Origin of the sequence: Blastococcus xanthinilyticus, from assembly GCF_008124835.1 — a bacterium.
Classification (GTDB): domain Bacteria; phylum Actinomycetota; class Actinomycetes; order Mycobacteriales; family Geodermatophilaceae; genus Blastococcus; species Blastococcus xanthinilyticus.
This window is the reverse complement of record NZ_VNHW01000010.1, coordinates 41,402-67,470: the sequence shown is the minus strand read 5'-3', so window position 1 is coordinate 67,470 and position 26,069 is coordinate 41,402. Positions and strand designations below refer to the sequence as shown.

The window sequence follows — 26,069 nt, the reverse complement described above, 5'->3', positions numbered from 1 at the left end:
CTCCGCTTCCGTTCGGTGACGAGCTGACCTGCATTCCATCGACCGGGAGGACGTACTGCTTGAGCAGGACTTTCGCGGATTCAGCAGCACCCGTCGGCGCAGCCGGCCCCGCACCCGTCGGCGTCCGGCTCCGCGGTGGCGTGCCCGCCGGGCGCGCAGCACCCCTCGCCCCGCCAGGCCTGCACCGCCTCGCGCGCCGCGATGCCGGCGATGACGAGGCCGGCGGCGGGGTCGGCCCAGCTCCAGCCGAGGGTCGCGTTGAGCACCAGGCCGAGGGCGACCGCGGCGCTCAGCCAGGCGCACAGCGCCGTCTGGGTGCCGTCGGCGGTGACGGCGGCGCTGCCCAGCGCCCGCCCGGTGCGCCGCTGCGCACGGGACAGGAACGGCATGACGACCAGGCTGGCGAGAGTCAGGGCGATGCCGACCGGGGAGGCATCGGGCTCCGCGCCGACGACCAGCGCCCGCACCGACTCGACGGCGACGTAGGCGGCGAGCAGCCCGAACGCCACCGCCATCAGCCGCTGCGCCTGCCGCTCCCGGGACTCCGGGAGCCGGTGGGCGAACTGCCACAGGATGATCCCGGCGCTGGAGACCTCGATGACGGAGTCCAGGCCGAACCCGATCAGGGCGACCGATCCGGCGGCCAGGCCGGCGGCGATCGCGACGACCGCCTCGGCGGCGTTGTAGGTGAGGCTCGCGCCGGCCAGGACCCGGGCACGTCGGCCCAGCCGGGCACGCTCCGCCTCCGGCAGGACGGGGTGCGCGTGGACGGCGGTCACCGCGTCGCCTCGCCGTACGCCGGGCACAGGACGACCGCGTCGCCGGTGGTGGCCAGCAGCCCCTCGGCGGCCGAGAGCAGCGCCAGCACCTCCGGCCCGGCGAGCGAGTAGACAGTCGCCCGCCCCTCGGTCCGGGACCGCACCAGGCCGCAGTCGGCCAGGCAGCGGCAGTGCTTGGAGACGGTGGACTGCGCCAGGCCCAGGTGCTCGGTGAGCTCGCGCACGCGGTGCTCCCCCGTCGCGGCCAGGTGCTGCAGGATCGCCAGGCGGCTCGGGTCGCCCAGGCTGCGGAACAGGCACGCGGCCGCGGAGAGCGCAGCGGTCTCGTCGACGGGGAGGACGTCCACGTCCGGCGCATTCATCGTCACGCGGCGATGTTAGCGCCGAACTGGAATAAAGCACCACGGGCTCGTGCTCCCCGCGCCACCACACTCACCCCCCGGGAGGTCCGATGGACCACTCTGCGCACGACGGCCGCCCTGCCGGCGCAGCCCTCACCCGACTGGCGATCTCCGCCACCCTGCACTGCCTCACCGGCTGCGCGATCGGCGAGGTGCTCGGCATGGTCATCGGAACCGCGCTGGGCTGGTCGGACGTGCAGACGATCGTGCTCGCCGTCGCGCTGGCGTTCGTGTTCGGCTACTCGTTCACCATCGGGCCGGTGATGCGCTCGGGGCTCTCGCTGCGGGCCGCGGTCCCGGTCGCGCTGGCCGCCGACACGATCTCCATCACGGTCATGGAGGTCGTCGACAACGCGATCATGCTGCTGGTGCCCGGCGCGATGGAGGCCGGTCTGGACAGCTGGCTGTTCTGGGGCGCGCTGGCCTTCGCGCTCGCCGTCGCCTTCGTCGTCACCGTGCCGGTCAACCGCTGGCTGATCGGCCGCGGCAAGGGCCACGCCGTGGTGCACCAGTTCCACGGCGGCCACGGGAGCGACCACGAGGCCGGGAGCACCCACGGCGGAGAGCACACGAGGCGCGCCCACGGGTGAGCCGGCCCGGGCGGCGACGTGGTGCAGCGGTGCGGCCGGGCCCTCTCACGAGCCCGGCCGGACCGCTGCCCGGCCTCAGGCGTCGGTCGGGGCCGGCTGCGGGAACAGCCGACGCAGCACGTCGGCCAGGGTGACGACGCCGAGGACGGCGCCGGCGTCGGTGACGACGGCCAGGTGGTTGCGGCTCTCCCGCATCGCCTTGAGCGCGGCATGCACGGCGGTGTCGGCCTCGACGGCGAACACCGGCCGGGCGAACTCGGCCGCGGCCGTCCCGTCGGGCGCGGTGAGGGTGTCGCGGACGTGCACCACGCCGGTCAGCCGGGCGCGGTCGCCGAGCAGGATCCGCAGGTGCCCGGTGCGGCGGGTGGCGTCGCGGACGACATCGACAGCGGCGTCGGCGGGCACCGCGGCCAGCGGCGCGCCCGGCGTGACCAGCTCTCTGACGGTCATCCGCTGCAGCTCCAGGGCGCCGGAGATCTGCGCGGAGAACCGCGCGTCCAGCGCCCCGACGTTCGCCGAGTGCTCCACCAGGTGCCGCAGCGTCTCGGGGCTGTGCCCGACGGCCAGCTCGTCGGCCGGCTCCACGCCGACCCGGCGGACCAGCGTGTTGGCGGCGGCGTTCAGCGCGCGCAGCAACGGCCGGAACACCGCCATGAAGGCCCGCATCGGTGCCGCCAGCAGCGTCGCCGACCGCTCCGGGTGGGCGATCGCCCACGACTTCGGGGCCATCTCCCCCACCACCAGGTGGATGAACGTCACGATCAGCAGCGCGAGGACGAACCCGGCGACGTCGGCGGCGACCAGCGGCAGCCCCCAGGACTCGAACACCGGGGTGAGCCAGTGGTGCACAGCCGGCTTGCTGATGGCACCGAGGGCCAGGGTGGCCGCGGTGATGCCCAGCTGCGAGCCGGCCAGCAGCAGCGTCAGCTCCGAGGAGTTGCGCAGCGCCGCCCGCGCCGAGCGGCTGGTCGGCGCGGCCTCCTCCAGCCGGTGCCGCTTGGCGGCCAGCGCGGCGAACTCGACGGCGACGAAGAACGCGGACAGGGCGACGATGACCACGGTGGCCGCCACGATCACCCACGGGTCGTCGCTCATCGGGGGCCCTCCTCGGAGGCGGTGGCCGTGTCGGGCCGCGCCCGGCCGGGGAGCTCGAGGCGCACCCGCGAGGGCACGTGCCGGTCCACGGCGAGCACCCGAACGTGCAGCAGCCGCGGCTCCGGGTCGTCGGCGTGCACCAGGTCGCCGGGGTCGGCCGGCAGATCGATGACCAGGGTCGCACCGGGCTCGGGCAACTCGCCGGCGGCGGTGATGACCAGGCCGGCGATCGTCTCGTAGTTCCCCCGCGGCAGGTCCACGGCCAGGGCGCGTTCGACCTCGTCGACGTGCACGTCGCCGGGCATCTCCCACACGGAGTCGCCCTCCACCGGGACGTACTCGGGGTGCTCGGCGTCGTGCTCGTCGGTGATCTCCCCGACCAGCTCCTCGGCGAGGTCCTCCAGGGTGAGCACGCCGGCGAACCCGCCGTACTCGTCGATCACGCAGGCCATCTGGTTGCCGCTGTCGGCGAGCTCGCGCAGCGCGTCGGGCAGCGAGGTGTACGTGGACACGACCAGGCACTCCCGCGCGATGGCGGTCACCGGTGCGGTGTCGGGCTCGGTCGTGGTGAGCAGATCGGCCAGATGCACCACGCCGGCCACGTCACCGGTCCCGACGTCGAGCACCGGGTAGCGGGAGTGGCCCGACGCCATCAGCTCGCGCAGCCGGCCGAGCGTGTCGGTCGTCGCCACGGTGCCGACCCGGGGCCGCGGGATCATCGCGTGCTCGACGGTGCGGTCGGGGAAGTCCAGGATCCGGTCGACCAGCATCGACAGCTCCGCGGGCAGATCCCCGCTCTCCCGGGACTCCTCGACGATGTGCTCCAGATCGCGGGCGGTCGCGGCGTGCTCCACGTCGTGCACCGGCTCGATCTTCAGCGCCCGCAGCAGCAGGTTGGATGCCTGGTCGAACACCCAGATCAGCCAGCCGAACACCTTGAGGTACAGCGTCGTGGAGGCGGCCAGCCAGCGGGCGACCGGCTCGGGCCGGGCGATGGCGAGGTTCTTCGGGAACAGCTCGCCGAACAGCATCTGCACGACGGTGGAGAACAGCAGCGCGGCCACCGCACCGACAGCCACGCCCACCCCGGTCGGGATGCCGACGCCCCCGAGCAACGCCCCGAGGGACTCACCGATCAGCGGCTCGGCGACGTAGCCGACCAGCAGTCCCGTGACGGTGATGCCCAGCTGCGCGCCCGACAGCATGAACGAGGTGCGGCGGGTGACCGCCAGGGCTCGCGTGGCGACCGCGTCACCGGCCTCGGCGCGGGCGGCCAGCGTGGCGCGGTCGACCGCCATGTAGGCGAACTCCTGCGCGACGAAGTACCCGGTGACAGCGGTGATCGCCAGCACGACGGCCACGCCCAGGAGGAGGGAGAGCAGTTCGGTCACCGGCCACGCACCTCCTCACCGGGGCGGGGATGCGCGGCCTGGGGACTGTGATCGGGGCTCATGTCTCTCTTCGACGAGTGGAGTCGGGGCAGGTGGTCACCCCGTGGGTCAACGCGGGGGCGCCGGCCGGCGTTCCGGGCGGTGGATCCGAACGACCCCGGCCCGCTCCGCCACGGTCCGCAGCGGGCCGCCGGGGGATGTCCCGTTCCCGGGAACGGCCGGACCGCGGCCTGCGGCGTGACCGCACGGACCAGGCGCTCACCGCCATGCGGGCAGCACGCGGCGGAAAGTGCCCCCGGCAGGATTCGAACCTGCGACACACGGTTTAGGAAACCGATGCTCTATCCCCTGAGCTACGGGGGCCTCAGGCGCGGGATCCCGCGCCTGGACCGACGTCGGAGAGGCTAACGGGTCCCCCGCGGAACCCCCGGAGCACCCGACTCGTCGGTAGTGAAGAGCGACGAGATCGTTTCCAAGGGTTACGGTCTGAGGACACACGGCGAGCTCCGGCACCGGCGCCGGAGGTCACGGGAGGTGGAGCAGGACATGGAGACCACGGTGGTCGACGTCCCCGAGCGGGGCCGCTTCGAGGTCCGGCAGGGCGAGCACGTCGTGGGGCTGGCCAGCTACCACGTCGAGAACGGGCAGATGACCCTGCCGCACACCGAGGTGGATCCTGCCGTCGGCGGTCAGGGCATCGGGACGGCGCTGGTCGCGGGGGTGCTGTCCGCCGCGCGGGAGCGCGGCCTCACCGTGCTGCCCTACTGCTCCTTCATCCGGCGCTACATCCTCCAGCACCCCGAGCTGACCGACCTGGTCGCGCCGGCCGACCGGCCGCACTTCGGCCTGGAGACCGCCGACCACTGAGCCGGACGCGGCCACCTAGGCTGCGCGGATGCCCGAGGGCCACACCCTGTTCCGCCTGGCGCGGGAGCAGCAGCTGCTGTTCGCCGGCCGTCCGGTGCACGTCACCAGCCCGCAGGGCCGGTTCGAGGCCGGGGCCGCCCTGCTCGACGGCCGGCCGCTGGACGAGGTCTACTCCTACGGCAAGCACCTGTTCGCCCGGTTCGGCGGCGACAGCCTGCACGTCCACCTCGGCCTGTACGGCACCTTCACCACCGGCGCGGGCACGCCCCCGCCCGCGAAGGGCGCCCTGCGGATGCGCTGGCAGGGCGAGGGCCCCGACGGCGCCGGGGTGTGGACCGACCTGCGCGGGCCCACCGCCTGCGAGGTGCTGTCGGTCCCGGAGGTCGACCGGATCCTCGACCGGCTGGGGCCCGACCCGCTGCGCCCCCGCAGCGACGGCACGCGCGCCCACCGGCGCATCTCCGGCAGCCGCACCGCGATCGGCGCGCTGCTCATGGACCAGTCGGTGCTCGCCGGCGTCGGCAACGTCTACCGGGCCGAGCTGCTGTTCCGGCACGGGGTCTCCCCGTTCCGCCCGGGCCGCGAGGTCGACGCGGCGCTCTGGGTGGCGATGTGGCCGGACCTCGTGACCCTCATGCGCGCCGGCGTCCGGATGGGGCGCATCGTCACCACCCGGCCCGAGCACCGGTCCCGGCGCAGCGGTGCGGTGCGGCGCGAGGACGCGCACTACGTCTACCGCCGGACCGGGCTGCCGTGCCGGCTGTGCGGCACCGGGGTCCGCACCCAGGTGATGGTCGGCCGCAACCTCTACTGGTGCCCCGTCTGCCAGGCCGGGTGAGGAGCACCGGCCGCTGACCTGCGCAGGGCCACCGGCGGCGGGCTCGCGTGTACCGTCGGGAAGGATGAGACGTGGGCCACGGTGGGTAGTCGTCCCGGCCGCGGTGGCGGCGCTGATGGGCGCGCCCACCGCGGCATCGGCGGCGCCGGTCGAGGACCCCGAGCCGCGGAGCACCCAGGATCGGAGCACCGATCCGCGGACTACCGAGACGCGGAGCACCGAGCCGCGCAGCACCGTGGGCTACGACGTCTCGCACCCCCAGTGCGGTGCCGACCTCCCCGAGGACGCCGCCTTCGCCGTCGTCGGGGTCAACGGCGGGCTGGCCACGCGCACCAACCCCTGCCTGGCCGAGCAGCTGGAGTGGGCGGCCGACTCGTCGGGCGCGGTGCGCGGCCAGCCGCCGCTGCAGCTCTACCTGAACACCGCCAACCCGGGCCGGGTGCGGGACCTCGTCACCACCTGGCCGGACGACGGCGAGACGCCCTACGGCGACTGCGACGGCGGGAACTCGATGGCCTGCTCGTGGCAGTACGGCTGGGAGCGGGCGCAGACGAGCGTCCAGTCGTTCTTCCGGCCCGCCGCCCGGTCGGTACCGCTGGACAGCCGGGCGGACAAGTACACCTGGTGGCTGGACGTCGAGACGATGAACACCTGGCAGGCGGGCTCCGACGACGCGCTGGCCCGCAACCGCGCCACCCTCGAGGGCATGACGGAGTACCTGACCGAGCGGGACGGCGAGGTCGGGCTCTACTCGACCGGCTACCAGTGGGGCCGGATCGTCGGCGAGGTGCCCGAGGACAGCCCGCTGGCCGGGCTGCCCAGCTGGCTGGCCGGCGCCGACGACCGCGCCGACGCCCGCGACCGCTGCGACGAGGACCCGCTGGTGCCCGACGGCCGGGTCAGCATGGTCCAGTACATCGAGGACGACCTGGACCACAACCACTCCTGCCGCTGAGGCTCAGAGCGCGCCCTTCCCCGGCTCCCCCGCCGGGACGGCCGTCAGCCGCCGCACGTCCAGCGGCGCGGCCAGCTTGTCGGCCAGCGCGGCACCGAGCGTGCGGAGCGCCTCGGCCTTCCCGTGCGCGCGCAGCGCCTCGGGGCTCTCCCAGCGCTCCACCATCACGAACACCCCGTCGCCCTCGTGCAGCGCGTACAGCTCGCAGCCGGGCTCGGCGTGCACCTGAGGGACGGCGGCGAGGACCGCCTCCCGGACGGCGTCCACCGCGTCGGGGCGGGGGGTGATCGTGGCGACGACGACGACGGACACGCGGGCCTCCTGGGGCGACAGCACCGGCCGCCCCCTGGTGGGCCGGCCCCGGCCGGGTCAGGATGCCAGTCGTGGCCGCCGACGGTTCTCCCGCTCCCCCGTCCGACGGCCACCCCCTGCGGGTGGCCGTGATCGGCGCCGGCCCGGCGGGGATCTACGCCGCCGACGCCCTCACCCGGCAGACCGCCCTGCCGGTCTCGATCGACCTGCTCGACCGGCTGCCCACCCCGTTCGGCCTGGTCCGCCACGGCATCGCCCCCGACCACCCGAAGATGCGGGCCATCCGCGACACGCTGCACCGCAGCCTCGACCACCCGCTGGTCCGGTTCGTCGGCAACGTCGAGGTGGGCACCGACCTCTCGCTGGAGGAGCTGCGGGCCCACGTCGACGCCGTCGTCTACACCTACGGCGCGGCGCTGGACCGCCACCTGGGCATCGAGGGCGAGGAGCTGCCCGGCAGCCTGGCCGCCACCGACGTCGTCTCCTGGTACACCGGCCACCCCGACGCCGACCGCGCGACCGTGGAGGCCGCGCTGGCCGGCGTCCGGTCGGCGGTGGTGATCGGCGTGGGCAACGTGGCCCTGGACGTCGGGCGGATCCTCGCCCGCACCGCCGCGGAACTCGAGCCCACCGACATGCCGCAGCACGTCATCGACGCCCTGGCCGCGGCACCGGTCGAGCAGGTCACCGTGCTGGGCCGGCGCGGCCCGGCGCAGGCGACCTTCACCACCCAGGAGCTGCGCGAGCTCGGCGAGCTGGCGGCGGCCACGGTCCTGGTCGACCCCGCCGACCTCGAGCTCGACCCCGACGCCGAGGAACGCGCCGCGACCGACCGCAACGCCAGCCGCAACCTCGCGGTGCTGCGCGGCTGGGCGGGGCACCCCCTTCCCCCTGGGCACATCCCGCTGCGGCTGCGGTTCTACGCCCGGCCGGTGCGGCTGCTGGGCACCGACCGGGTGACCGGGGTGGAGGTCGAGCGCACCGCCGTCGACGGCGACGGCCGGGCCGTGGGCACCGGGGAGTTCGAAGTGCTCCCGGCGGACCTGGTGATCCGGTCGGTGGGCTACCGGGGCACCCCTCTGCCCGGGCTGCCGGTCGACGAGCGCACCGGCACCGTTCCGCACGACGGCATCGGCCGGGTGCTCCGCGACGGGCGCCCCGCGCCGGGCGAGTACGCCGCCGGCTGGATCAAGCGGGGCCCCAGCGGCGTGGTCGGGCACAACAAGCACGACGCGCGGGAGACCGTCGCCGCGCTCCTCGCCGACGCCGGCGACGGCACGCTGCGGGTGCACGGCGACCGCGACGACCTGGTGCGCACGCTCCGTGCCCGCGGCGCCGAGCCGGTGCTGCTGGAGGACTGGCGCGCCATCGACGCCGCCGAGCAGGCGCTCGGCGCCAGCCGCGGCCGGGCCCGGACCACGCTGCACGAACGGGCCGCCCTGCTGGCCGCGGTGCGGGCCGCCGCGCAGGCCGGCTGACCCTCGGGCCAGCGCCCGCCGGAGCGGTACGGAAGACTGGGGGCCGTGACCGGTCCCAGGACCACCCAGACCCCCGAGACGGCGCCCTCCCCCGCGCCGCCTCCCGCCGCCATCTCCTTCGCCCGGGGCGCGCCCTCGACCGACATCGTGGACGTCGAGGGCCTCAAGCAGGCGGCGGTCGCGGCCTTCGACACCGACCCCGCCGGCCTGACCGGCTACGGGACGGCGATCGGCTACGTGCCGCTGCGCCGGTGGATCGCCGAGAAGCACGGCGTGCCCGAGGACCACGTCCTGGTCACCAACGGCTCGATGCAGGCCGACGCCTTCCTCTTCGACGAGCTGGTCACCCCGGGCGTCGCGGTGGTCACCGAGCGGCCGACCTACGACCGCACCCTGCTCGGGCTGAAGACCCGCGGCGGCGACCTGCACCTGGTCACGCTGGAGGAGGACGGCGTCGCCGTCGACGAGATCGAGCAGCTGCTGCGCGGCGGGCTGCGGCCGGCGTTCGCCCACGTCATCCCGAACTTCCAGAACCCGGCCGGCTACACGCTCTCCCTCGAGAAGCGGCGCCGGCTGCTCGAGCTCGCCCACGAGTTCGACTTCGTCGTCTTCGAGGACGACCCGTACGTCGACATCCGGTTCAGCGGGGAGCCCCTCCCCCGGATGCTGGAGCTCGACGGCGGGGCGGAGAGCACCCACGTCGTCTACGCGTGCTCGTTCTCCAAGACGGTCTGCCCGGGCATCCGGGTCGGCTACCTGGTCGGCCCACCGGCGCTGATCGACCGCATCCGCGTGCGCGCCACGAACACCTACATCGCGCCGAACATGGTCGCCCAGGGCACCGTGTTCCAGTTCGTCACCGGGCCCCGGTACGCCGGCGCGCTGGAGACGGTGAAGAGCGCGCTCGCCGAGCGGGTCGGCGCCCTCGACGAGGCGCTGCGCCGGCACCTGCCGCGGGCGAGCTTCCGCCGTCCCGAGGGCGGCTACTTCCTGTGGGTGACGCTGCCCGCCGGCGAGGGGCACGACGTCGCCCGGATCGCGCGGGAGGCCGCCGCCCGCGGGGTGGCGATCGTGCCGGGCACCGACTTCCTGCTGGAAGGCGGGGAGAACGCGTTCCGGCTGGCCTTCTCGGCGGTGCAGACCGACCAGGTCGACGAGGGCGTGCGCCGGCTGGCCGAGGCGATCGAGGCCGCCCGGGCCTGACCAGCCCCTAGCCCACCGCGCGGATCAGCTCGTCGGCGTCCGCGGCGGTGGGCGCCGCCACGAACCGGATCTTGCGCTCGGTGTCCGGCGCCAGCCGCAGGGGGGCGCCGTCGTCGGTCACCGCGACCCCGCCGGCGGCGAGCAGCACGGCCAGGCCGCCGGCGACGTCGTGCACGTGCGTGCCGCTGCGGTCCAGGTCGTGCCAGGCCGCCGCCGAGCCGTCGGCGACCAGGCACAGGTCGACCGCGGTGCACCCGGTGACCCGCACCCGCCGCGCGCTCGACGGGACGGCGACCGCGGCGCCGCCCGGCCCGCTGGGCACGACGACGGTGCTGCCCGGCCGCGGCCCGACCGGCACTCCGTCACGCTCGGCCCCCGCCCCGAGGACGCCGGTCCAGCGCCGCCCGGAGGCGAGATCGGCGACCAGGCCCGCGATCGGCACGCCGTCGGCGACCAGGCCGGCCGAGAAGGCCCAGGGAGGCAGCCCGGCGGAGTAGTTGCCGGTGCCGTCCAGGGGGTCGAGCACGATCCAGGGCGCCCCGTCGGCCACCGGGCGGTCGTGCCGCTCCTCGCTGAGGACGGTGACCCCGAGCCCGCCCAGCACCGCCACGGCGGCGGCGTGCGCGGCCTCGTCGGCGGCCAGCGACGGGCTGCCGTCGCCCTTGGTCCGCTCCTCCCCGCTGTCGCGGGCGAGCGCGACGGCGACCTCCACCCGGGTGGCGGCCTGCGCGGCCAGATAGCGGAAGCGGTCGGCCAGCGGCGCGTCCGGGCCGGGGGCCGGCACGGGCACGGAGCGGTCGGTGCTGCCGTGCCGGGCCCGCTCGCAGCCCCAGCCGGCGGCCAGCGCCCGCACGGCCGGGTGGTCGAGGGGCACGCCGGCCCGCCGCAGCACGACGGCCTCGGCGAAGCCGTCGGCGTGCCACTGCCGCCGGACCAGCGCCGCCTGCCCGCCGCCGAGCAGCACCCGCAGCCGGGGGTCGTGCACGGCCGGCGCCAGCGACTCCGGCGGCAGGCCGAGGGTGAGCGCGGCGGCGCGCACGTCGGCGCCGCTGACCGCCACCCGCAGCTCGCCCTCCGGCGCCGGCCGCCGGAGGAACCAGCGCTCAGCCACTGTTGCGCAGCGCGGTCGCGATGCCGTTGATGGTCAGCTGGATGTTCCGGCTGGTCAGGTCGTCGGGGTCCGCGCCGCTCTCCCCGCTCCGCCGGCGGCGCAGCATCTCCACCTGCAGGTGGTGCAGCGGCTCCAGGTAGGGGAACCGGTTGCGGATCGAGCGCGCCAGCGAGGGGTTGTCGGCGAGCAGGTCGTCGTCCCCGGTGATCGCCAGCGTCATCCGGCAGGTGCGCTCGTGCTCCTCGCGGATGCGGTCGAACACCCGGGCCCGCAGCTCCTCGTCGGGCACCAGCTCGGCGTACCGGGCGGCCAGGCCGAGGTCGGTCTTGGCCAGCACCATGCCCATGTTGGAGAGCACGGTGCGGAAGAACGGCCACCGCCGGTGCAGCTCCCGCAGCGTCTCCAGCCGCTCCTGCGACCCGCCGACCCACGACTCCAGCGCCGAGCCGGTCCCGTACCAGCCCGGCAGCATGATCCGGGTCTGCGACCAGCTGAACACCCACGGGATGGCCCGCAGGTCGGCGATGGAGTTCCCGGCCTTGCGCGACGGCGGGCGGCTGCCGATGTTCAGCTCGGCCAGCTCACCGATCGGGGTCGCGGCGCGGAACCACTCCACGAACCCCGGCGTCTCGTGCACCAGCTCCCGGTAGGCGCCCTGGGCGCGGGCGGCGAGGTCGTCGAGCACGGCGTAGGCCTCCTCCGCGCCGTCCCCCAGGCCCTCGACGTCGAGCAGCGTGGATTCCAGGGTCGCCGCGACCAGCGCCTCGAGGTTGCGGCGGGCGAGATCGGGGTCGGCGTACTTCGCGGCGATCACCTCGCCCTGCTCGGTGATCCGCAGCGCGCCGGCCACCGCGCCCGGGGGCTGCGCCCGGATCGCCTCGTAGCTCGGGCCACCGCCGCGGCCCACGGTGCCGCCGCGGCCGTGGAACAGCCGCAGCCGGACCCCCTCGCGCCGGGCGACCTCCACCAGCTCCAGCTCCGCCCGGTACAGCGCCCAGTTGGCGGCCAGGTAGCCGCCGTCCTTGTTGCTGTCGGAGTAGCCGAGCATGACCTCCTGGGCGTCCCCCCGGCCGGCCACGAGCGACCGGTACAGCGGCTGGTCGAGCATGGCGCCGAGCGTGCGGCCGGCGGCCTGCAGGTCGCCGATGGTCTCGAACAGCGGCGAGATGCCGACCGGGCAGGCCGGGCCGTCCGGGGCCGCCGGGTCCAGCAGGCCGACCTCCTTGAGCAGGACGGCGACCTCGAGCACGTCGCTCACCGACTCGCACATGCTGATCACGTAGTTCGGGACGGTCCGCGGGCCCAGCAGCGCCACCTGCCCGGCGGCGGCCACGAGCACGTCGAGCTCCTTCCGGGTGCCCTCGGACAGCTCCGCGTCGGGCCGGACCAGCGGCCGGCGTCGCGTCAGCTCCCCGGCCAGCAGCTCGACCCGGGCCGCCTCGTCCAGGGAGGTGTAGTCCTCGCACACCCCGGCCCAGGCCAGCAGCTCCGCGACCACCTCCTCGTGCACCGACGAGTTCTGCCGGAGGTCCAGCCCGCACAGGTGGAAGCCGAACACCTCCACGGCCTCGCGCAGCCGCCGCAGCCGGTCGTCGGCGAGCGCACCGGCGCCGTGGCTGCGCAGCGAGGCGTCCACGACGTCGAGGTCGGCCAGCAGGTCGTCGGGGTCGCGGTACGGCGGCAGCGGCTCCGGCGCCGGCTCGCCGAGCACCCCCGCGAGCGTGGCCGACAGCCGCGCGGCCATGCCGGTGAGCGCCCGCCGGTAGGGCTCGTCGGCGCGGAACGGGGAGTCGTCGCCGGAGGCCTCGGCCAGGGCGTACAGCTCCGGGGTGGGCGCCACCAGCCGGTCGGACATCGACAGCTCGTTGCGCAGCTCGGCGAGCTCGGCCAGGTGGCGTCCCAGCGCCGTCTCCGCCTGCCGGGTGGTCGCCCGGCGCAGCGCCTCGGCGGTGACGAAGGGGTTGCCGTCGCGGTCGCCACCGATCCACGACCCCGGCAGCAGCATCGGCCGGCGCAGCACCCCGGCGCCGGGCCACCGCTGCTCCACCGCCCGGCGCAGCTCGGCGTTGATGGCCGGCACGACGTCGAACAGCGACAGCTCGTAGTACCGCAGCGCCTCGTCGATCTCGTCGGTCAGGCGCAGCCGGGACAGCCGCAGCAGCGCCGTCTGCCACAGCGTCAGGACCGAGCGCCACAGCTGCGCCGACCACGCCTCGTCGACCTCGTCGCCACCCGCGCGGTCGCGCTGCCGGATCAGCTCGGTGACCTGCCGCTGCACCTGGAAGACGGTCTTGCGGCGCACCTCGGTGGGGTGCGCGGTGACCACCGGGCACACCAGCGCGCCGGCGAGCTCCCGGGACACCGTGCCGGCCGGGACGTCCGCCCGGTCGAGCTCGGCGAAGGTGGCGGCCAGGCTGCCGCGCTGCGGCGGGGAACCGGCCCGCCGGTGGTGGCGCCGGCGGCGCTCGTGGTGGATGTCCTCGGCCAGGTTGGCCAGCAGGGAGAAGTGGCTGAAGGCCCGGATGACGTGGTTGGCCGAGCGCCCGTCGAGCCCGGCCAGCCGCTGGGCCAGCTCGGCGCGGTCGACCTCCGAGCGGCGGACGCCGAAGGCCTCCACCCGGGTGGACTCGACCAGGTCGAGGACGTCGGGCCCGGCCTGCTCCCCGATCACCTCGCCCAGCACGCGCCCCAGCAGCCGGATGTCCGCGCGCAGCGGGGCGTCGTCCGCGCGATCGGCGGATCCACCGGATCCGGAGGAACGGAGGTCAGCGACGTCGACAGTGGCTTCCGACACACCCGCAGTATCCGGGACGCGCGTTACGCCTCGGCTACGGCCCCGCGCTCCGGCCCCCGGCAGGAGGTGTTCCTCAGTCGTGCTCGAGCTCCCGCAGGCACTGGGCCGCCAGCTGGTCGCCCGCCGCGGCGCCGAGCCGGAACTCCTCGACGGCGCCCTCGAGGTCGCCGCGGTCGGCGAGCAGGACCCCGAGGTTCTGGTGGCAGTACACGTCCCCCGCGGCGATCCCGCTGCGGTAGGCCTCCTCGGCGGCCTCCTCGTCGCCGAGGTCCTCCCGGTAGAGGTTGCCCAGCGGCAGCCAGGCCACCTGCTCGCCGAGCTTCGCGCCGCGCTCCAGCACCGACCGCGCCTCGGCCGAGCGGCCGGTCTCGCGCAGCAGGTGGGCGAGGTCGGCCCGGGCGGCCGGGAAGTGGTGCTGGCCGGCGCGCAGGTCGGCCTCCAGCGCCGGGTCGAGGGTCGTGCACCAGCGCCAGCAGGCGACGACGGCCGCGGCCTCCTCGTCCCCCGCCGCGGCGAACTCCTCGGCGACCGCCATGGCCTCGTCGCGCTCGCCCTGCTCGCGCAGCAGGAAGGCCAGCTGCAGGCCGCCCTCCAGGTCCCCGGCCGCCGCGGCGCCCCGGTAGGCACGCATGGCGCCGGCCAGGTCGCCGAGGTCCTCCAGCACCAGGCCGAGGTTGCGCCACGCGTCGGCCTCGCCGCCGCGCAGCGCCACCTCGTAGGCGTCCACCGCCTCGGTCCAGCGGTTCTGCGCGGCCAGCGAGTTGCCGAGGTTGAACGCGGCCACGGAGTCACCGAGGTCGAAGGCCCGGCGGAAGCACGCCTCGGCGTCGGACTGCCGGCCGGCGTCGGCCAGGTCGCAGCCGAGGTCGATCAGCGCGTCGGCGTCGTCGGAGGCGAGCAGCCGCCGCAGCCGCACGTCCAGGTCCTCGGTCATGCCGCCGATGATCGCGGCGGCACGACCGGTTCCGCGCCCCTCCGTGCGGCGACCTCACCCCAACGGAGCGCCCTGGAACGCCCTGGTCACCCGATCAGTGGCCCCCCGGCGCCGATCAGCCGCCGAAAGCCTCCCGCCACGCGGGCAGCAGGGCCCGCTGCGTCCACTCCAGGTAGGGCTGCTGCTGGTCCCCGCCGATCTGCACGAGGGCCAGGTGGGTGAACCCGGCGTCGGCGTAGGCCTTCGCCGCCTCGATGACCGCGCCGACGTCGTCGCCGCACGGGATGCTGCTCTCGACGTCGTCCTCCCGCACGAACTGGCTGGCGCCGTCGAAGGCGGCCGGGCCGGGCAGCTCGGCGTTGACCTTCCAGCCCAGGCCGAACCAGCGGAAGAGCTCGTGCGCCCGGGTCACCGCGGCGCCCTTGTCGGTGCCGTAGCTGATCGGCATCTGCGCGACCTTCGACTTGCCGGCGCCCCCCGCGGACTCGAACGCCTCGACCAGCTCGGACATCGGGTCGGTGGCGATCAGCACGTCGGCCAGCTCGCCGGCGATCGTGGCCGCCTGCTTGCCGCCGGCCGCGAACCCGATGGGCACCCGCTTCTCCGGGAGGTCCCAGAGCTTCGCGGACTCGACGTCGAAGTGCTCCCCGCGGAAGTTCGTGTAGCCCTCGCCGTCGAACAGGTCGCGGATGATCTGCATCGCCTCCATGACCATCTCGTGGCGGACGTCGGCCGGCGGCCAGCCGGCGCCGACGACGTGCTCGTTGAGGTTCTCCCCCGCGCCCAGACCCAGCGTGAAGCGCCCGCCGGACAGGATCTGCAGCGTCGCGGCCTGCTGCGCCACGACCGCCGGGTGGTACCGGAAGCTCGGGCAGGTCACGTAGGTCATGAGCGGGATCCGGCTGGTGGCCTGCGCGGCCGCGCCGAGGGTCACCCACGCGTTGGGCGAGTGCCCCATCTCCTTCAGCCACGGGAAGTAGTGGTCGCTGCTCACCGCGAAGTCGAAGCCGACCTCCTCGGCCCCCACCACGTGCCCGACCAGCTCCTTCGGGCCGGCCTGCTCGGTCATCATCGTGTAGCCCAGCTGCATCACCATGCCGCCCGGCTACCCGCACCGGGCGGCGCACAACCGATCGGGTGCGCTCTCAGGTCCGGGCGGCCTTGAGGGCGTCCCGCAGCTTGGTCTTCCCGCTGGTGCGCAGCAGCGCGCCGGCGTAGACGCGGCCGCCGATGCGGACCGCCACGACGATGGCGACCAGCATGAGGGCCACCGAGACCGCGATCTCCCACCCCGCGACCTCGCCGGCCGCCTGCCGCACCGGCATGACCAGCGGCGAGAGACCCGGCACGTAGGAGGTGACGACGGCGAGCGTGCCGTCCGGGTCCGTGGCGGCCTGGATGCCGACGAAGAAGCCGCCGACGAGCAGCACCATCATCGGGGTCAGCACGGTGCCGAGGTCCTCCTGGCGGCTGACCAGCGACGCCGCCACGGCGAAGGCCGCCGCGAAGAACGCATAGCCCAGCACGAACCAGAGCACCACGGAGACGACGGTGCTGATCAGGTCACCCGGGACCGCGACGAGGTCGAAGGCCAGCGCGCCACCGACGCTGATGACGCCGATCAGCACGATCTGCCCGAGCCCCAGCACCCCCAGGCCGATGATCTTCCCGGCGAGCAGCTGCCAGGGGCGCATGGTCGCCAGCAGCAGCTCCACGACGCGGCTGGACTTCTCCTCCACCACGCCCTGGGCGATGAACTGGCCGAACATGATGAGGAGGCCGTAGAGCAGCAGGACACCGATGATCGCGACGAGGACCTGCTCCTCGTTGCCGTCGTCACCGGCCAGCGCCGTGACCTGGACCTCCGGCACGGCGCTCAGGTCGACGCCGGCCTCGGCCAGCTGCTCGGCGACAGCGACCCCGCCGACCGCGCCGTTGACCACCGCCTCCATCGTCGAGTCACGGTCCTGGACGATCAGCTCGGGGGCCGGCCCGCCGGCCAGCAGCGCACCGTCGACGTCCTCGGCCTCCACGGCCGCCCGGGCCGCCGCCTCGTCGTCCAGCTCCACCACCGTGACGTCGACGTCCACGGCCTCGCCCTGGGCCTCGATGGCCGGGCCGAGCTGCGCGGCGTCGCCCACGATCCCGAGCCGCGCCTCGTCGGCGCCGGAGCTCATGGCGATCTGGAAGGCCATGAAGCCGACCAGGAGCAGGACGGTGAGGACCACCCCGACGATGAAGTTCTTGTCCCGCAGCCGGGTGGAGATCTCCCGGCCGGCGACGAGCCGGACGAGCTCGGCACTGCCCGGGCTGCGCGGGCCCTCCGGAGCCGGGGTGCCGGCCGTCGTGCGGGGCGGGGTGCTCGTCGGGGCGCTCATGCCGCCACCTCCTCGTCGGTGCGCGGATCGGCGACCGCGCCGCGGAACAGCTCGACCAGCGTGGGCTCGCGCCAGGCGAAGTGGGTGACCCGCCCGGTCCGCAGCGCCGCGGCCAGGACGGCCTGGTCGTCGGTGCCGGGCGCCGGGTCGAGCAACGTGTCACCGGCCTGCTCGGAGACCACGCGCACACCGGGGAGGGCCGCGGCCCAGCCGGGGACGGCGTCGGGGACGACCACCCGCAGCAGCCGGCCGGCCTCGCGGCGGCGCAGCTCGTCGACCGTCCCGGTGGCGACCATGCGGCCGCGGGCGAGGATGCCGACGGAGTCGCACAACCGCTCGACCAGGTCGAGCTGGTGGCTGGAGAAGACGACCGGCACACCGGTGCGGACCTGGTCCAGCAGCCCCTCGGCCAGGGAGTCGACCCCGACCGGGTCCAGGCCGGAGAACGGCTCGTCGAGGATCAGCACCTCGGGCCGGCTGACCAGGGCGGCGGCGAGCTGGACGCGCTGCTGGTTGCCCAGCGACAGCTTCTCCACGGCGTCGCCGCGCCGGGCACCCAGGCCCAGCCGCTCGACCCACTCCTCGGACGCCTTGCTCGCCGCGGCGGCCGTCAGCCCGTGCAGCCGGGCGAAGTAGGCCACCTGCTCGCCGACCTTCATCTTCGGGTAGAGCCCGCGCTCCTCCGGCATGTAGCCCACCCGGCGGCGCAGCTCCTGGTCCAGGCGGCGGCCCTGCCAGCGCACCTCCCCGGCGTCGGACAGGACCAGGCCCATGGCGATGCGCATCGTCGTCGTCTTGCCGGCGCCGTTGGAGCCGCAGAAACCGAACATCGAGCCCGGCTGCACCGTGAAACCCACGCCGTCGAGCACCTGGTTGGCGCCGTAGCTCTTGCGGAGCCCGTCGAACTCGAGCACCGGTCCTCCTGCCGTTCGGGGAAACTGCGCCCGACCGTATCGGTCGGTCGCTCTCCAGGGACGCATCGGCCCCGCCTCGCGCATGCCGTGCCGCTGCGGTGTCATCAGGTCATGACCTCCGACGAGGGGATCGCGCGACCGCCCGAGGGCGTGGGGCTCGACGGGCTGCGCAGCGCGGCGGCCGGCTGCCGCGCCTGCGAGCTGTGGCAGGACACCACCCAGACGGTGTTCGGCGAGGGCCCGGGAACCGCGCGGGTGGTGCTGGTCGGCGAGCAGCCCGGCGACCAGGAGGACCGGAGGGGCGAGCCGTTCGTCGGCCCGGCCGGCCGGCTCCTGGACAAGGCGCTCGACGAGGCCGGCATCGACCGGGGCACCGCCTACGTCACGAACGCGGTCAAGCACTTCGGGCACGTCACCAAGGGCAAGCGGCGGATCCACCAGACGCCGCGGCCGGAGCACCTCCGGGCCTGCCGGCCCTGGCTGGAGGCCGAGTTCGCCGTCCTGCAGCCCGAGGTGGTCGTCGCCCTGGGCGCCACGGCGGCGAAGTCCCTGATCTCGCCGTCGTTCCGGATCACCCGCGAGCACGGGCAGCTCCTGCCCTGGACGCCCCCGGGCGCCCCGGCGCCGACGGAGGACGACGACGAGGACGCGCCGCACCAGACCTGGATCCTCGCCACCACCCACCCCTCGGCGATCCTGCGCACCCCCGACGACGGGCGGGCGGCCGCCTACGACGCCCTGGTCGCCGACCTCCGCGTGGTCGCCGCCACGCTGGCCTGACGCGGTACCGATCCGGCCGGAATCCGGCTACCGGCGAGTAGGAAGGGGCCGACCGGGATAGTGCAGGACCCGGCCCGGTCGGCACTCGCCACTCTCGGGGGCGGGCGAGCCCGGCCGGGCCACCTCGCTCAGACCCGCTCGCTCCCCGTCGCCCGGGAGGCGCGGAAGAGCCAGAACGAGGGCACCAGCAGCGCGACGGCGACCATCGCGAGCACCACGATCACGCCGCCGGAGGCCATCGCGAAGGTGACGCCGGCGGCACTGGCCAGCCCGCCGGCCCGCAGGTCGCCCAGCCGGGGGCCGCCGGTGACGACGACGATGAAGACGCCCTGCATCCGGCCGCGCATCTCCTCCGGCGCCGCCAGCTGCAGCATCGCCGAGCGCAGCACGGCGCTGACCATGTCCCCGGCGCCCGCGACGGCCAGGCACAGCACCGCCAGCCACAGCGTCGGGGCGAACCCGAAGCCGATGATCGCCACCGCCCAGGCGGCGATCGAGACGATCACCACCGCGCCCTGCCGGTCGACCTTGGACACCCAGCCGGAGGTCAGCCCCATCGCCAGCGCGCCGATCGAGATGCCGGCGAACAGCCACCCCAGCGCGTTCGGCGCGCCCTCGAACCGGGTCTCCGACAGCTCGGGGAACACCGCCTGCGGCCAGGCGAAGAGCATCGCGATGATGTCGACGACGAACGTCATCAGCAGCACCGGCTGGGTGCGCAGGAACGCGAAGCCCTCCCACACCCCCTGCAGGGTGGCGCGCAGCCGCAGCGGGCCGGCGTCCCGGCCCGGCGGCAGCGGCGGCAGCCCGCGCAGCAGCAGGACGGCCACGAGGAAGCCGACGGCGTCGATGGCGTAGGCGGCGAACAGCGAGCCCAGGCCGATCAGCAGGCCGGCGACGAGCGGGCCGACGATGACACCGATCTGGCGGACGGTCATGGCCAGCGCGTTGGCCGCCGGAACGCCGGCCGGCCCGACCAGCGCCGGGATGACGGCGTAGCGCGCCGGGGAGTTGACCGCGGTGAACGCGGAGACCGCGGCGGTCAGCACCCAGAGCAGGACGAGGTTCCCGCCGCCGGGCAACAGCGCCTGCGCCGCGAGCAGCGCGCTGGTGACCGCCGCGCCGACCGAGCTGACCAGCAGCACCCGCCGGCGGTCCACGGCATCGGCGATCGCACCGCCGAGCAGCCCGAAGACGATCAGCGGCACCAGGGCCACCATCGAGGTGACGCCGACGAGGAACGAGGACCCGGTGAGCGCGTAGACCTGGAAGGGAACGGCCACCAGCGTCATCTGCTGGCCGATCGTGGTCGTCGCGATCCCCCAGAACAGCCGGCGGTAGCCGGGGTCGCGCAGCGGCGTGGTGTCGATCGTCCAGCCCCGCCGGCGCACCGGCGCCGGAACGGGCTCCTCGACCGGCGCGCCCCCCTCCTGCGGGTCGACCGGCTGCGTCACGGCGCAAGTCGCTGGACGATCCAGCCGCCCTCCGCCTCGTCGCGCACGAAACGCAGCCGGTCGTGCAGCCGGTCGCCGCCGCCCTGCCAGAACTCCACCCGGTCCGGCACGACGCGGTACCCGCCCCAGGTCGCGGGCCGGGGCAGCTTCCCGTCGGGGCTCTGCTCGTCGAGCAGCCGCACCCGCTGGGCGAGCTCCTCCCGCGAGTCGACCTCCGTCGACTGCACCGACGCGGCGGCCGCCAGCTGGGCGCCGCGCGGGCGGGGGTCCCACAGCTCGTCGGAGGCGCTGTCCCCCACCCGCTCCACCCGGCCGGTCACCCGGACCTGCCGCTGCAGCGCGTGCCAGGGGAAGACCAGCGCCGCGCGCGGGTTCACCGCCAGCTGCGCTCCCTTGGCCGAGGCGTAGCTGGTGGCGAAGACGAAACCGGAGGAGTCGTAGCCCTTCATCAGCACGATCCGGGCGTCGGGGGCGCCGTCGGCGTCGGCGGTGGCGACGACGACCGCGTTGGGCTCGGGCAGCTCGGCGGCGACGGCGTCGCCGAACCAGCGGTCGAACTGCTCCACCCACGACGGCGCGAGATCGTCCTCGGTGAGCCGGCCGGCACGGTAGTCGGTGCGCATGCGGGAGACGTCGGGCACGCCGTCATGCTGACACCGCGGGGCCCGCACGGCTCGGGAGGGCGTCCGGGACCGCCCCCGTGTGCCACCGGGGCGTGCGCGGCCTTAGGGTCGGCACGCAATCGTGCGCCGTCCCCGGGTGCACGCGGGTCCGCGCGCAGAGGAGCATGCGAGATGGCCGACGACTTCGTACCCGGCCTGGAAGGCGTCATCGCCTTCGAGAGCGAGATCGCCGAACCCGACAAGGACGGTGGCGCGCTGCGCTACCGCGGCGTCGACATCGAGGACCTCGTCGGCAAGGTCACCTTCGGCAACGTGTGGGCCCTGCTGGTCGACGGCAAGTTCGGCCCCGGCCTCCCGCCGGCCGAGCCGTTCCCGATCCCGGTGCACAGCGGCGACGTGCGGGTGGACGTGCAGGCCGCGCTCGCCATGCTCGCCCCGGTCTGGGGGTACCGCCCGCTGCTGGACATCGACAGCGAGACCGCCCGCGAGCAGCTGGCCCGCGCCTCGGTCATGGCGCTGTCCTACGTCGCGCAGTCCGCCCGCGGCATCGGCACCCCGGCGGTCCCGCAGTCGCAGGTCGACGAGGCCTCCACCATCGTCGAGCGGTTCATGGTCCGGTGGCGCGGCGAGCCCGACCCCCGCCACGTCGCCGCCGTCGACGCCTACTGGACGTCCGCGGCCGAGCACGGCATGAACGCCTCCACCTTCACCGCGCGGGTCATCGCCTCCACCGGCGCCGACGTCGCCGCCTCGCTCTCGGGCGCGATCGGCGCCATGTCCGGTCCGCTGCACGGCGGCGCGCCCTCCCGCGTGCTGCACATGCTCGACGAGGTCGAGTCGACCGGGAACGCGGAGAAGTACGTCAAGGACCTGCTCGACAAGGGCGACCGGCTGATGGGCTTCGGTCACCGCGTCTACCGCGCCGAGGACCCGCGCGCCCGCGTGCTCCGCCGCTCGGCCAAGGAGCTCGGCGCCCCGCGCTTCGACGCCGCCCTCGCGCTGGAGCAGGCGGCCCTCAAGGAGCTGCGCGAGCGGCGTCCCGACCGGCCGGTCGAGACCAACGTGGAGTTCTGGGCGGCGATCGTCCTCGACTTCGCCGAGGTGCCCAGCCACATGTTCACCTCGATGTTCACCTGCGCCCGCACCGCCGGCTGGTGCGCGCACATCCTGGAGCAGAAGAACACCGGCCGCCTCGTGCGTCCGTCGGCCCGCTACATCGGGCCCGACCCCCGCAAGCCCGAAGAGGTCGAGGGCTGGGACACGATCAACCACGAGGCCGCGTCGGTCTAGCCGCGAGAGGCGCTTCCCCCGCATGAGCATCACCATCCCCGCCGGGCTGCTGCCCCGGGACGGCCGGTTCGGCTGCGGCCCGTCCAAGGTGCGCCCGGCGGCGCTGCGGGCGCTGGCCGGGGACGGTGCGGCGCTCATGGGGACCTCGCACCGCCAGCCGCCGGTGCAGAACCTGGTCCGGCAGGTGCGCGAGGGGCTCACCGAGCTGTTCGACCTGCCCGACGGGTACGAGGTGGTGCTCGGCAACGGCGGGACGACGGCGTTCTGGGACGCGGCGCTGTTCGGCCTGATCCGCGACCGCGCGGCGTTCGGCACCTACGGCGAGTTCTCGGCCAAGTTCGCCGCCGCGGCGGCGGAGGCGCCCTTCCTGGGCGAGCCGGTGGTCGTCACCGCGCCGCCCGGCTCGCTGGCGGTCCCGTCGGCGACCAGGGGCGTCGACGCCTACGCGTGGGCGCACAACGAGACCTCGACCGGCGTGATGGCGCCGATCGCCCGCCCCCCGGGCACCGAGGACGCACTCGTGCTCATCGACGCCACCAGCGGCGCCGGAGGGCTGCCGGTCGACGTCTCGCAGACCGACGTCTACTACTTCGCGCCGCAGAAGTCCTTCGCCTCCGACGGCGGTCTGTGGGTGGCGCTGATGAGCGCCGACGCCCTGGAGCGGATCGCGGAGATCAAGGCCGCCGGGCGGTGGATGCCCGGGTTCCTGGACCTGTCGATCGCGGTGCAGAACTCCGCGAAGGACCAGACCTACAACACCCCCGCGGTCGCCACGCTGTTCCTGCTGGCCGACCAGATCCGCTGGATGCTCTCCCTCGGCGGCCTCTCCGGCGCCGTCGGGCGCAGCCGGGAGTCGGCCGGCCGGCTGTACGGCTGGGCGGAGCGCTCGCCCTACGCCTCGCCGTTCGTCCCCGACCCCGCCCACCGCAGCTACGTCGTCGGCACCGTCGACCTCGCCGCCTCCGTCGACGCCGCCGCGGTGGCGGCGACGCTGCGCGCCCACGGCGTGGTCGACGTGGAGCCCTACCGCAAGCTGGGCCGCAACCAGCTGCGGGTGGGTATGTTCCCCGCCGTCGACCCCGACGACGTCTCCGCCCTCACCGCCTGCATCGACCACGTGGTCGAACGTCTCTGACAGCGGCGTCCGCCCCACCCGTCACGGGCCGGGGTCGGGCCGCAGGCGGTGCGTGATGAGTGATCTCCCGGTTGGAGGTGGGCGTGGGCCCCGGTAGTGCGTCGAACCCCGGCGGCGGCGACCTGTTCGCCGCCGGCGGTGAGGCCGGCCGGCTGATGGCCGCCTTCGACTGGGCATCCACCTCGGTCGGACCGATGAGCAGCTGGTCGGCGAGCTTCCGGCACGCGGTGCGCACCGTCCTGGTCTCCCGCTTCCCCATGGTGCTCACCTGGGGCCCGGACTTCCTGCAGTTCTACAACGACGCCTACATCCCGCTCATCGGGGCGAAGCATCCGGCGGCGCTGGGCAGGGACATCCGGGTCACCCAGTCCGAGAGCTGGGAGGCGTTGCGGCCGCCGATCGAGCACGCCATGACCACCCTGGAGGCGTCGTGGCTCCCCGAGCTGCTCCTGCCCCTGGAGCGGGCGGGCTACCGGGAGGAGACGTACTTCACCGTCTCCCACGCACCGGCGTTCGGCGACGACGGCGAGGTCGCCGGCATGCACTGCGTGTGCACCGAGGTGACCGAGCAGGTCCTCGGCGCTCGCCGCCAGCGGCTCCTGCACGCCCTGGCGACGGTCAGCGGCCGGCTCGGGGACGAGCGGGAGGTCGTGACGGCGATGTGCCAGGCGCTCGCCGAGGACGGGGCGGACACGCCCTTCGCGGCCGTCTACCTCGCCGGCCCCGAGGACCGGTTCGAGCGGGTCGCGACGTCCGGCTGCGACCCCGAGCTGCTCCCCGCGAGCGTGCCCGGCGCTGCGGAGCTGCCGCGCGACGCGGCGGCGCTGCGGGCGACCGGGGGCCCGTGGGGTGACCCGGTCACCGGGTCCGTCGTCCTGCCGCTGACGGCCAGCCGGGACGGCGCACCGGTCGGCCTCCTGCTCCTGGGCGTCAGCCCGAACCGGGCCCTGGACGAGGACTACCGCTCCTTCCACGAGCTGGTGGCCGGCCAGTTCGCCGGCGCCGTGGTGAACATCCGGGCGTTCGAGGCCGAGCGGCGGCGGGCCGAGCAGCTGGCCGAGCTGGACCGGGCGAAGACCACCTTCTTCGCCGACGTGAGCCACGAGCTGCGCACCCCGCTGACCCTGCTGCTCGGGCCGATCCGCGACGTCCTGGAGGGCACGGAGCCGCCGCTGTCCGACGACGTCCGCGCGCAGCTCTCCCTGGCGGCGCGCAACGGCCAGCGGCTGCAGCGCCTGGTCAACGACCTGCTGGACTTCGCCGGCATCGAGGCCGGGCGGGCGACCCCCGTGCGGGTGGAGACCGACGTCGCCGGCTTCACCGCGGAGCTCGTCGGGATCTTCCGCTCGGCGGCGGAACGGGCGGGGCTGCGGCTCGCCGTCGACTGCCCGCCGCTGGACCGCCCGGCCTTCGTGGACCCGCGCATGTGGGAGAAGGTGGTCGTCAACCTGCTGGCCAACGCGGTGAAGTACACCTTCGTCGGCCGGATCGACGTCACCCTGCGGGCCGCCGACGACGGCTTCGTGCTGACCGTCGCCGACACCGGCGTCGGCATCGTGGCCGACGAGCTGCCGCGGCTGTTCCAGCGGTTCCACCGCGTCCCCGGGGCGACCGCGCGTACCCGCGAGGGCACCGGGATCGGGCTCGCCCTGGTGCACGAGCTGGTCGCCCTGCACGGCGGCACGGTCACGGTGACCAGCGAGCCCGGCCGCGGCAGCACGTTCACCGTCGCGCTGCCCTTCGGCCGGCCCGACGCCGCCCCGTCCGGCCCGGCCGCGGCGCCCTCCGAGGCGGCGCACGGCGAGGCGGCGAGCTGGGTGGAGGAGACCTCCCGGCCCTCGGGCGGGGCCGCGGGCGACCCGGACGGCGCGTGCGTGCTGGTGGTCGACGACAACCCGGACATGCGGGCCTACCTGACCCGGCTGCTCGCTCCCCGGTGGCGGGTGCGGACCACCGCCAACGGCGAGGAGGCCCTCGCCGCGGTGGCCGAGCAGCCGCCGGACCTGGTGCTGACCGACGTGATGATGCCGCGGGTCGACGGCTTCGAGCTGCTCCGGGCGCTGCGCGCCGACCCGGCCACCCGGCACATCCCGGTCATCATGCTGACCGCCCGGGCCGGCCAGGAGGCGTCGGTGGAGGGCCTGGAGGCCGGCGCGGACGACTACCTCGCCAAGCCCTTCCGCGCGGCGGAGCTGCAGGCCCGCGTGCGCGTGGCGCTGGAGCGGGCGGCCGCCCGCCCCGCTCCCCCGGCCGGCCGGGCGGCCCTCCGGCGGGTCGAGCCCCCGGGGCCACCGCCGGCGGCACCCGCCGCCCCGGACCGGCGCGCCGAGCCGGTGCCCGCGCCGCGCGCCGCGCCCCGGCCGGCGGACCGCCGCCACGAGCAGTGGCGGGTGCCCGCCGAGCTCTCCTCGATCCCGGTGATCCGCCGCCGGCTGCGCCGGTTCCTCGACGACGCCGGGGTCGGCGCCGAGCAGGCCTACGACTTGCTGCTGGCCGCCTGCGAGGCCACCAGCAACGCCATCGAGCACGCCCAGGAGCCCGCGGAACCGTTCGTCGAGGTCACCGGGGCCGTGGCGGCGGGGCAGGTCGAGATCACCGTCCGTGACTACGGGCAGTGGCGGGAGCGGGTGCCCAGCATGGACCGCGGCCGCGGCTCGACGCTGATGAGCGCGTTCGCCGACGTCGCCGCGACGCCGAGCCCCGAGGGCACCACCGTCCGGATCCGCTCCGCGATCACCGGCTGACCG

23 protein-coding genes and 1 tRNA gene are annotated in these 26,069 nt (G+C 75.0%); 10 read left to right on the top strand and 14 right to left on the bottom strand.

All coding sequences use genetic code 11. The features are described 5' to 3' along the window. Positions 1-80 precede the first annotated feature (80 nt). Both BD833_RS15530 and BD833_RS15525 read right to left on the bottom strand, forming a co-directional pair. Entirely contained in the window at positions 81-779 is a 699-nt protein-coding gene (locus BD833_RS15530; RefSeq protein WP_166534055.1) for a cation diffusion facilitator family transporter, read from the bottom strand. Further along, positions 776-1,141 carry an ArsR/SmtB family transcription factor gene (locus BD833_RS15525; RefSeq protein WP_166534189.1) on the bottom strand — a complete coding sequence of 122 codons (366 nt, stop codon included), beginning with the start codon at positions 1,139-1,141 and terminating at the stop codon, positions 776-778. The genes BD833_RS15530 and BD833_RS15525 overlap by 4 nt, the downstream gene beginning before the upstream one ends. Before the next feature lie 89 nt (positions 1,142-1,230). On the opposite strand from BD833_RS15525, the gene BD833_RS15520 reads away from it, so the two are divergent. Continuing rightward, entirely contained in the window at positions 1,231-1,770 is a 540-nt protein-coding gene (locus tag BD833_RS15520; RefSeq protein ID WP_166534054.1) for a DUF4396 domain-containing protein, read from the top strand. Positions 1,771-1,845: 75 nt separating this feature from the next. On the opposite strand, the gene BD833_RS15515 is transcribed toward BD833_RS15520, so the two are convergent. The 3 genes from BD833_RS15515 to BD833_RS15505 form a co-directional block, all read right to left on the bottom strand. Beyond that, positions 1,846-2,865 carry a hemolysin family protein gene (locus tag BD833_RS15515; protein ID WP_166534053.1) on the bottom strand — a complete coding sequence of 340 codons (1,020 nt, stop codon included), beginning with the start codon at positions 2,863-2,865 and terminating at the stop codon, positions 1,846-1,848. Further along, positions 2,862-4,256 carry a hemolysin family protein gene (locus BD833_RS15510; protein ID WP_166534052.1) on the bottom strand — a complete coding sequence of 465 codons (1,395 nt, stop codon included), beginning with the start codon at positions 4,254-4,256 and terminating at the stop codon, positions 2,862-2,864. Before BD833_RS15510 ends, BD833_RS15515 begins: the two co-directional genes overlap by 4 nt. A 290-nt stretch (positions 4,257-4,546) precedes the next feature. After that, positions 4,547-4,619: transfer RNA gene (locus tag BD833_RS15505), tRNA-Arg, on the bottom strand. A 183-nt stretch (positions 4,620-4,802) separates the two neighbouring features. On the opposite strand from BD833_RS15505, the gene BD833_RS15500 reads away from it, so the two are divergent. The 3 genes from BD833_RS15500 (at position 4,803) to BD833_RS15490 (ending at position 6,916) form a co-directional block, all read left to right on the top strand. Then, positions 4,803-5,123, top strand: coding sequence for a GNAT family N-acetyltransferase (locus tag BD833_RS15500; RefSeq protein WP_166534051.1), 321 nt, complete (start codon positions 4,803-4,805; stop codon positions 5,121-5,123). A 28-nt stretch (positions 5,124-5,151) separates the two neighbouring features. Beyond that, positions 5,152-5,961: an Fpg/Nei family DNA glycosylase gene (locus BD833_RS15495; protein ID WP_166534050.1), complete on the top strand. Its 810-nt coding sequence runs from the start codon at positions 5,152-5,154 to the stop codon at positions 5,959-5,961. A 64-nt stretch (positions 5,962-6,025) separates the two neighbouring features. Next, a complete protein-coding gene (locus tag BD833_RS15490) occupies positions 6,026-6,916 on the top strand; it encodes a glycoside hydrolase family 25 domain-containing protein (protein WP_166534049.1) in 891 nt (296 codons plus the stop codon). A gap of 3 nt (positions 6,917-6,919) precedes the next feature. Here BD833_RS15490 and BD833_RS15485 read toward each other — a convergent pair whose 3' ends face one another. Then, positions 6,920-7,228 carry a putative quinol monooxygenase gene (locus tag BD833_RS15485; RefSeq protein ID WP_166534048.1) on the bottom strand — a complete coding sequence of 103 codons (309 nt, stop codon included), beginning with the start codon at positions 7,226-7,228 and terminating at the stop codon, positions 6,920-6,922. Positions 7,229-7,299: 71 nt separating this feature from the next. Here BD833_RS15485 and BD833_RS15480 point away from each other — a divergent pair, with 71 nt between their 5' ends. Further along, complete coding sequence (locus BD833_RS15480) at positions 7,300-8,706, top strand: FAD-dependent oxidoreductase (RefSeq protein ID WP_243737696.1); 1,407 nt, start codon at positions 7,300-7,302, stop codon at positions 8,704-8,706. Between the two features lie 45 nt (positions 8,707-8,751). Beyond that, the gene (locus BD833_RS15475) at positions 8,752-9,909 is read left to right on the top strand and encodes an aminotransferase-like domain-containing protein (RefSeq protein WP_243737695.1); all 1,158 of its coding nucleotides are present in this window, start codon (positions 8,752-8,754) and stop codon (positions 9,907-9,909) included. A 7-nt stretch (positions 9,910-9,916) separates the two neighbouring features. Here the strand turns inward: BD833_RS15475 and BD833_RS15470 are convergent, their stop codons facing one another. From BD833_RS15470 to BD833_RS15445, 6 genes are all read right to left on the bottom strand, one after another. Next, entirely contained in the window at positions 9,917-11,020 is a 1,104-nt protein-coding gene (locus tag BD833_RS15470) for an inositol monophosphatase family protein (RefSeq protein ID WP_166534046.1), read from the bottom strand. After that, the gene (gene ppc / locus BD833_RS15465; protein WP_166534045.1) at positions 11,013-13,814 is read right to left on the bottom strand and encodes a phosphoenolpyruvate carboxylase; all 2,802 of its coding nucleotides are present in this window, start codon (positions 13,812-13,814) and stop codon (positions 11,013-11,015) included. Before ppc ends, BD833_RS15470 begins: the two co-directional genes overlap by 8 nt. Positions 13,815-13,887: 73 nt before the next feature. Next, positions 13,888-14,748 carry a tetratricopeptide repeat protein gene (locus BD833_RS15460; protein WP_166534044.1) on the bottom strand — a complete coding sequence of 287 codons (861 nt, stop codon included), beginning with the start codon at positions 14,746-14,748 and terminating at the stop codon, positions 13,888-13,890. A 115-nt stretch (positions 14,749-14,863) separates the two neighbouring features. Beyond that, positions 14,864-15,844 (bottom strand): TIGR03557 family F420-dependent LLM class oxidoreductase, encoded by a 981-nt coding sequence (locus BD833_RS15455; protein ID WP_208092698.1) that lies wholly within the window; start codon positions 15,842-15,844, stop codon positions 14,864-14,866. Between the two features lie 49 nt (positions 15,845-15,893). Then, the gene (locus tag BD833_RS15450; protein WP_166534043.1) at positions 15,894-17,126 is read right to left on the bottom strand and encodes an ABC transporter permease; all 1,233 of its coding nucleotides are present in this window, start codon (positions 17,124-17,126) and stop codon (positions 15,894-15,896) included. Then, positions 17,123-18,040 carry an ABC transporter ATP-binding protein gene (locus BD833_RS15445; RefSeq protein WP_166534042.1) on the bottom strand — a complete coding sequence of 306 codons (918 nt, stop codon included), beginning with the start codon at positions 18,038-18,040 and terminating at the stop codon, positions 17,123-17,125. Before BD833_RS15445 ends, BD833_RS15450 begins: the two co-directional genes overlap by 4 nt. Positions 18,041-18,151: 111 nt before the next feature. Here BD833_RS15445 and BD833_RS15440 point away from each other — a divergent pair, with 111 nt between their 5' ends. Continuing rightward, complete coding sequence (locus tag BD833_RS15440; protein ID WP_166534041.1) at positions 18,152-18,820, top strand: UdgX family uracil-DNA binding protein; 669 nt, start codon at positions 18,152-18,154, stop codon at positions 18,818-18,820. Positions 18,821-18,948: 128 nt separating this feature from the next. On the opposite strand, the gene BD833_RS15435 is transcribed toward BD833_RS15440, so the two are convergent. Further along, positions 18,949-20,274 (bottom strand): MFS transporter, encoded by a 1,326-nt coding sequence (locus BD833_RS15435; RefSeq protein WP_166534040.1) that lies wholly within the window; start codon positions 20,272-20,274, stop codon positions 18,949-18,951. Then, positions 20,271-20,915, bottom strand: a complete 645-nt coding sequence (pdxH, locus tag BD833_RS15430) for a pyridoxamine 5'-phosphate oxidase (protein ID WP_166534039.1) — start codon at positions 20,913-20,915, stop codon at positions 20,271-20,273. Before pdxH ends, BD833_RS15435 begins: the two co-directional genes overlap by 4 nt. 153 nt (positions 20,916-21,068) lie before the next feature. On the opposite strand from pdxH, the gene BD833_RS15425 reads away from it, so the two are divergent. The 3 genes from BD833_RS15425 (at position 21,069) to BD833_RS15415 (ending at position 26,066) form a co-directional block, all read left to right on the top strand. Then, on the top strand, positions 21,069-22,187 hold the full coding sequence (locus BD833_RS15425) for a citrate synthase 2 (protein WP_166534038.1): 1,119 nt from the start codon (positions 21,069-21,071) through the stop codon (positions 22,185-22,187). A gap of 22 nt (positions 22,188-22,209) precedes the next feature. Further along, the gene (serC, locus tag BD833_RS15420; protein ID WP_166534037.1) at positions 22,210-23,322 is read left to right on the top strand and encodes a phosphoserine transaminase; all 1,113 of its coding nucleotides are present in this window, start codon (positions 22,210-22,212) and stop codon (positions 23,320-23,322) included. Positions 23,323-23,405: 83 nt separating this feature from the next. Beyond that, positions 23,406-26,066 (top strand): ATP-binding protein, encoded by a 2,661-nt coding sequence (locus BD833_RS15415; RefSeq protein WP_243737694.1) that lies wholly within the window; start codon positions 23,406-23,408, stop codon positions 26,064-26,066. Positions 26,067-26,069 lie beyond the last annotated feature (3 nt).

Excerpts from the sequence above, each read along its gene's own strand:
- BD833_RS15525 (WP_166534189.1), bottom strand. The coding sequence starts at position 1,141 with ATGAATGCGCCGGACGTGGACGTCCTCCCCGTCGACGAGACCGCTGCG.
- BD833_RS15520 (WP_166534054.1), top strand. The coding sequence starts at position 1,231 with ATGGACCACTCTGCGCACGACGGCCGCCCTGCCGGCGCAGCCCTCACC.
- BD833_RS15515 (WP_166534053.1), bottom strand. The coding sequence starts at position 2,865 with ATGAGCGACGACCCGTGGGTGATCGTGGCGGCCACCGTGGTCATCGTC.
- BD833_RS15500 (WP_166534051.1), top strand. The coding sequence starts at position 4,803 with ATGGAGACCACGGTGGTCGACGTCCCCGAGCGGGGCCGCTTCGAGGTC.
- BD833_RS15495 (WP_166534050.1), top strand. The coding sequence starts at position 5,152 with ATGCCCGAGGGCCACACCCTGTTCCGCCTGGCGCGGGAGCAGCAGCTG.
- BD833_RS15490 (WP_166534049.1), top strand. The coding sequence starts at position 6,026 with ATGAGACGTGGGCCACGGTGGGTAGTCGTCCCGGCCGCGGTGGCGGCG.
- BD833_RS15460 (WP_166534044.1), bottom strand. The coding sequence starts at position 14,748 with ATGACCGAGGACCTGGACGTGCGGCTGCGGCGGCTGCTCGCCTCCGAC.
- BD833_RS15455 (WP_208092698.1), bottom strand. The coding sequence starts at position 15,844 with ATGGTGATGCAGCTGGGCTACACGATGATGACCGAGCAGGCCGGCCCG.
- BD833_RS15450 (WP_166534043.1), bottom strand. The coding sequence starts at position 17,126 with ATGAGCGCCCCGACGAGCACCCCGCCCCGCACGACGGCCGGCACCCCG.
- BD833_RS15440 (WP_166534041.1), top strand. The coding sequence starts at position 18,152 with ATGACCTCCGACGAGGGGATCGCGCGACCGCCCGAGGGCGTGGGGCTC.
- BD833_RS15425 (WP_166534038.1), top strand. The coding sequence starts at position 21,069 with ATGGCCGACGACTTCGTACCCGGCCTGGAAGGCGTCATCGCCTTCGAG.
- serC (WP_166534037.1), top strand. The coding sequence starts at position 22,210 with ATGAGCATCACCATCCCCGCCGGGCTGCTGCCCCGGGACGGCCGGTTC.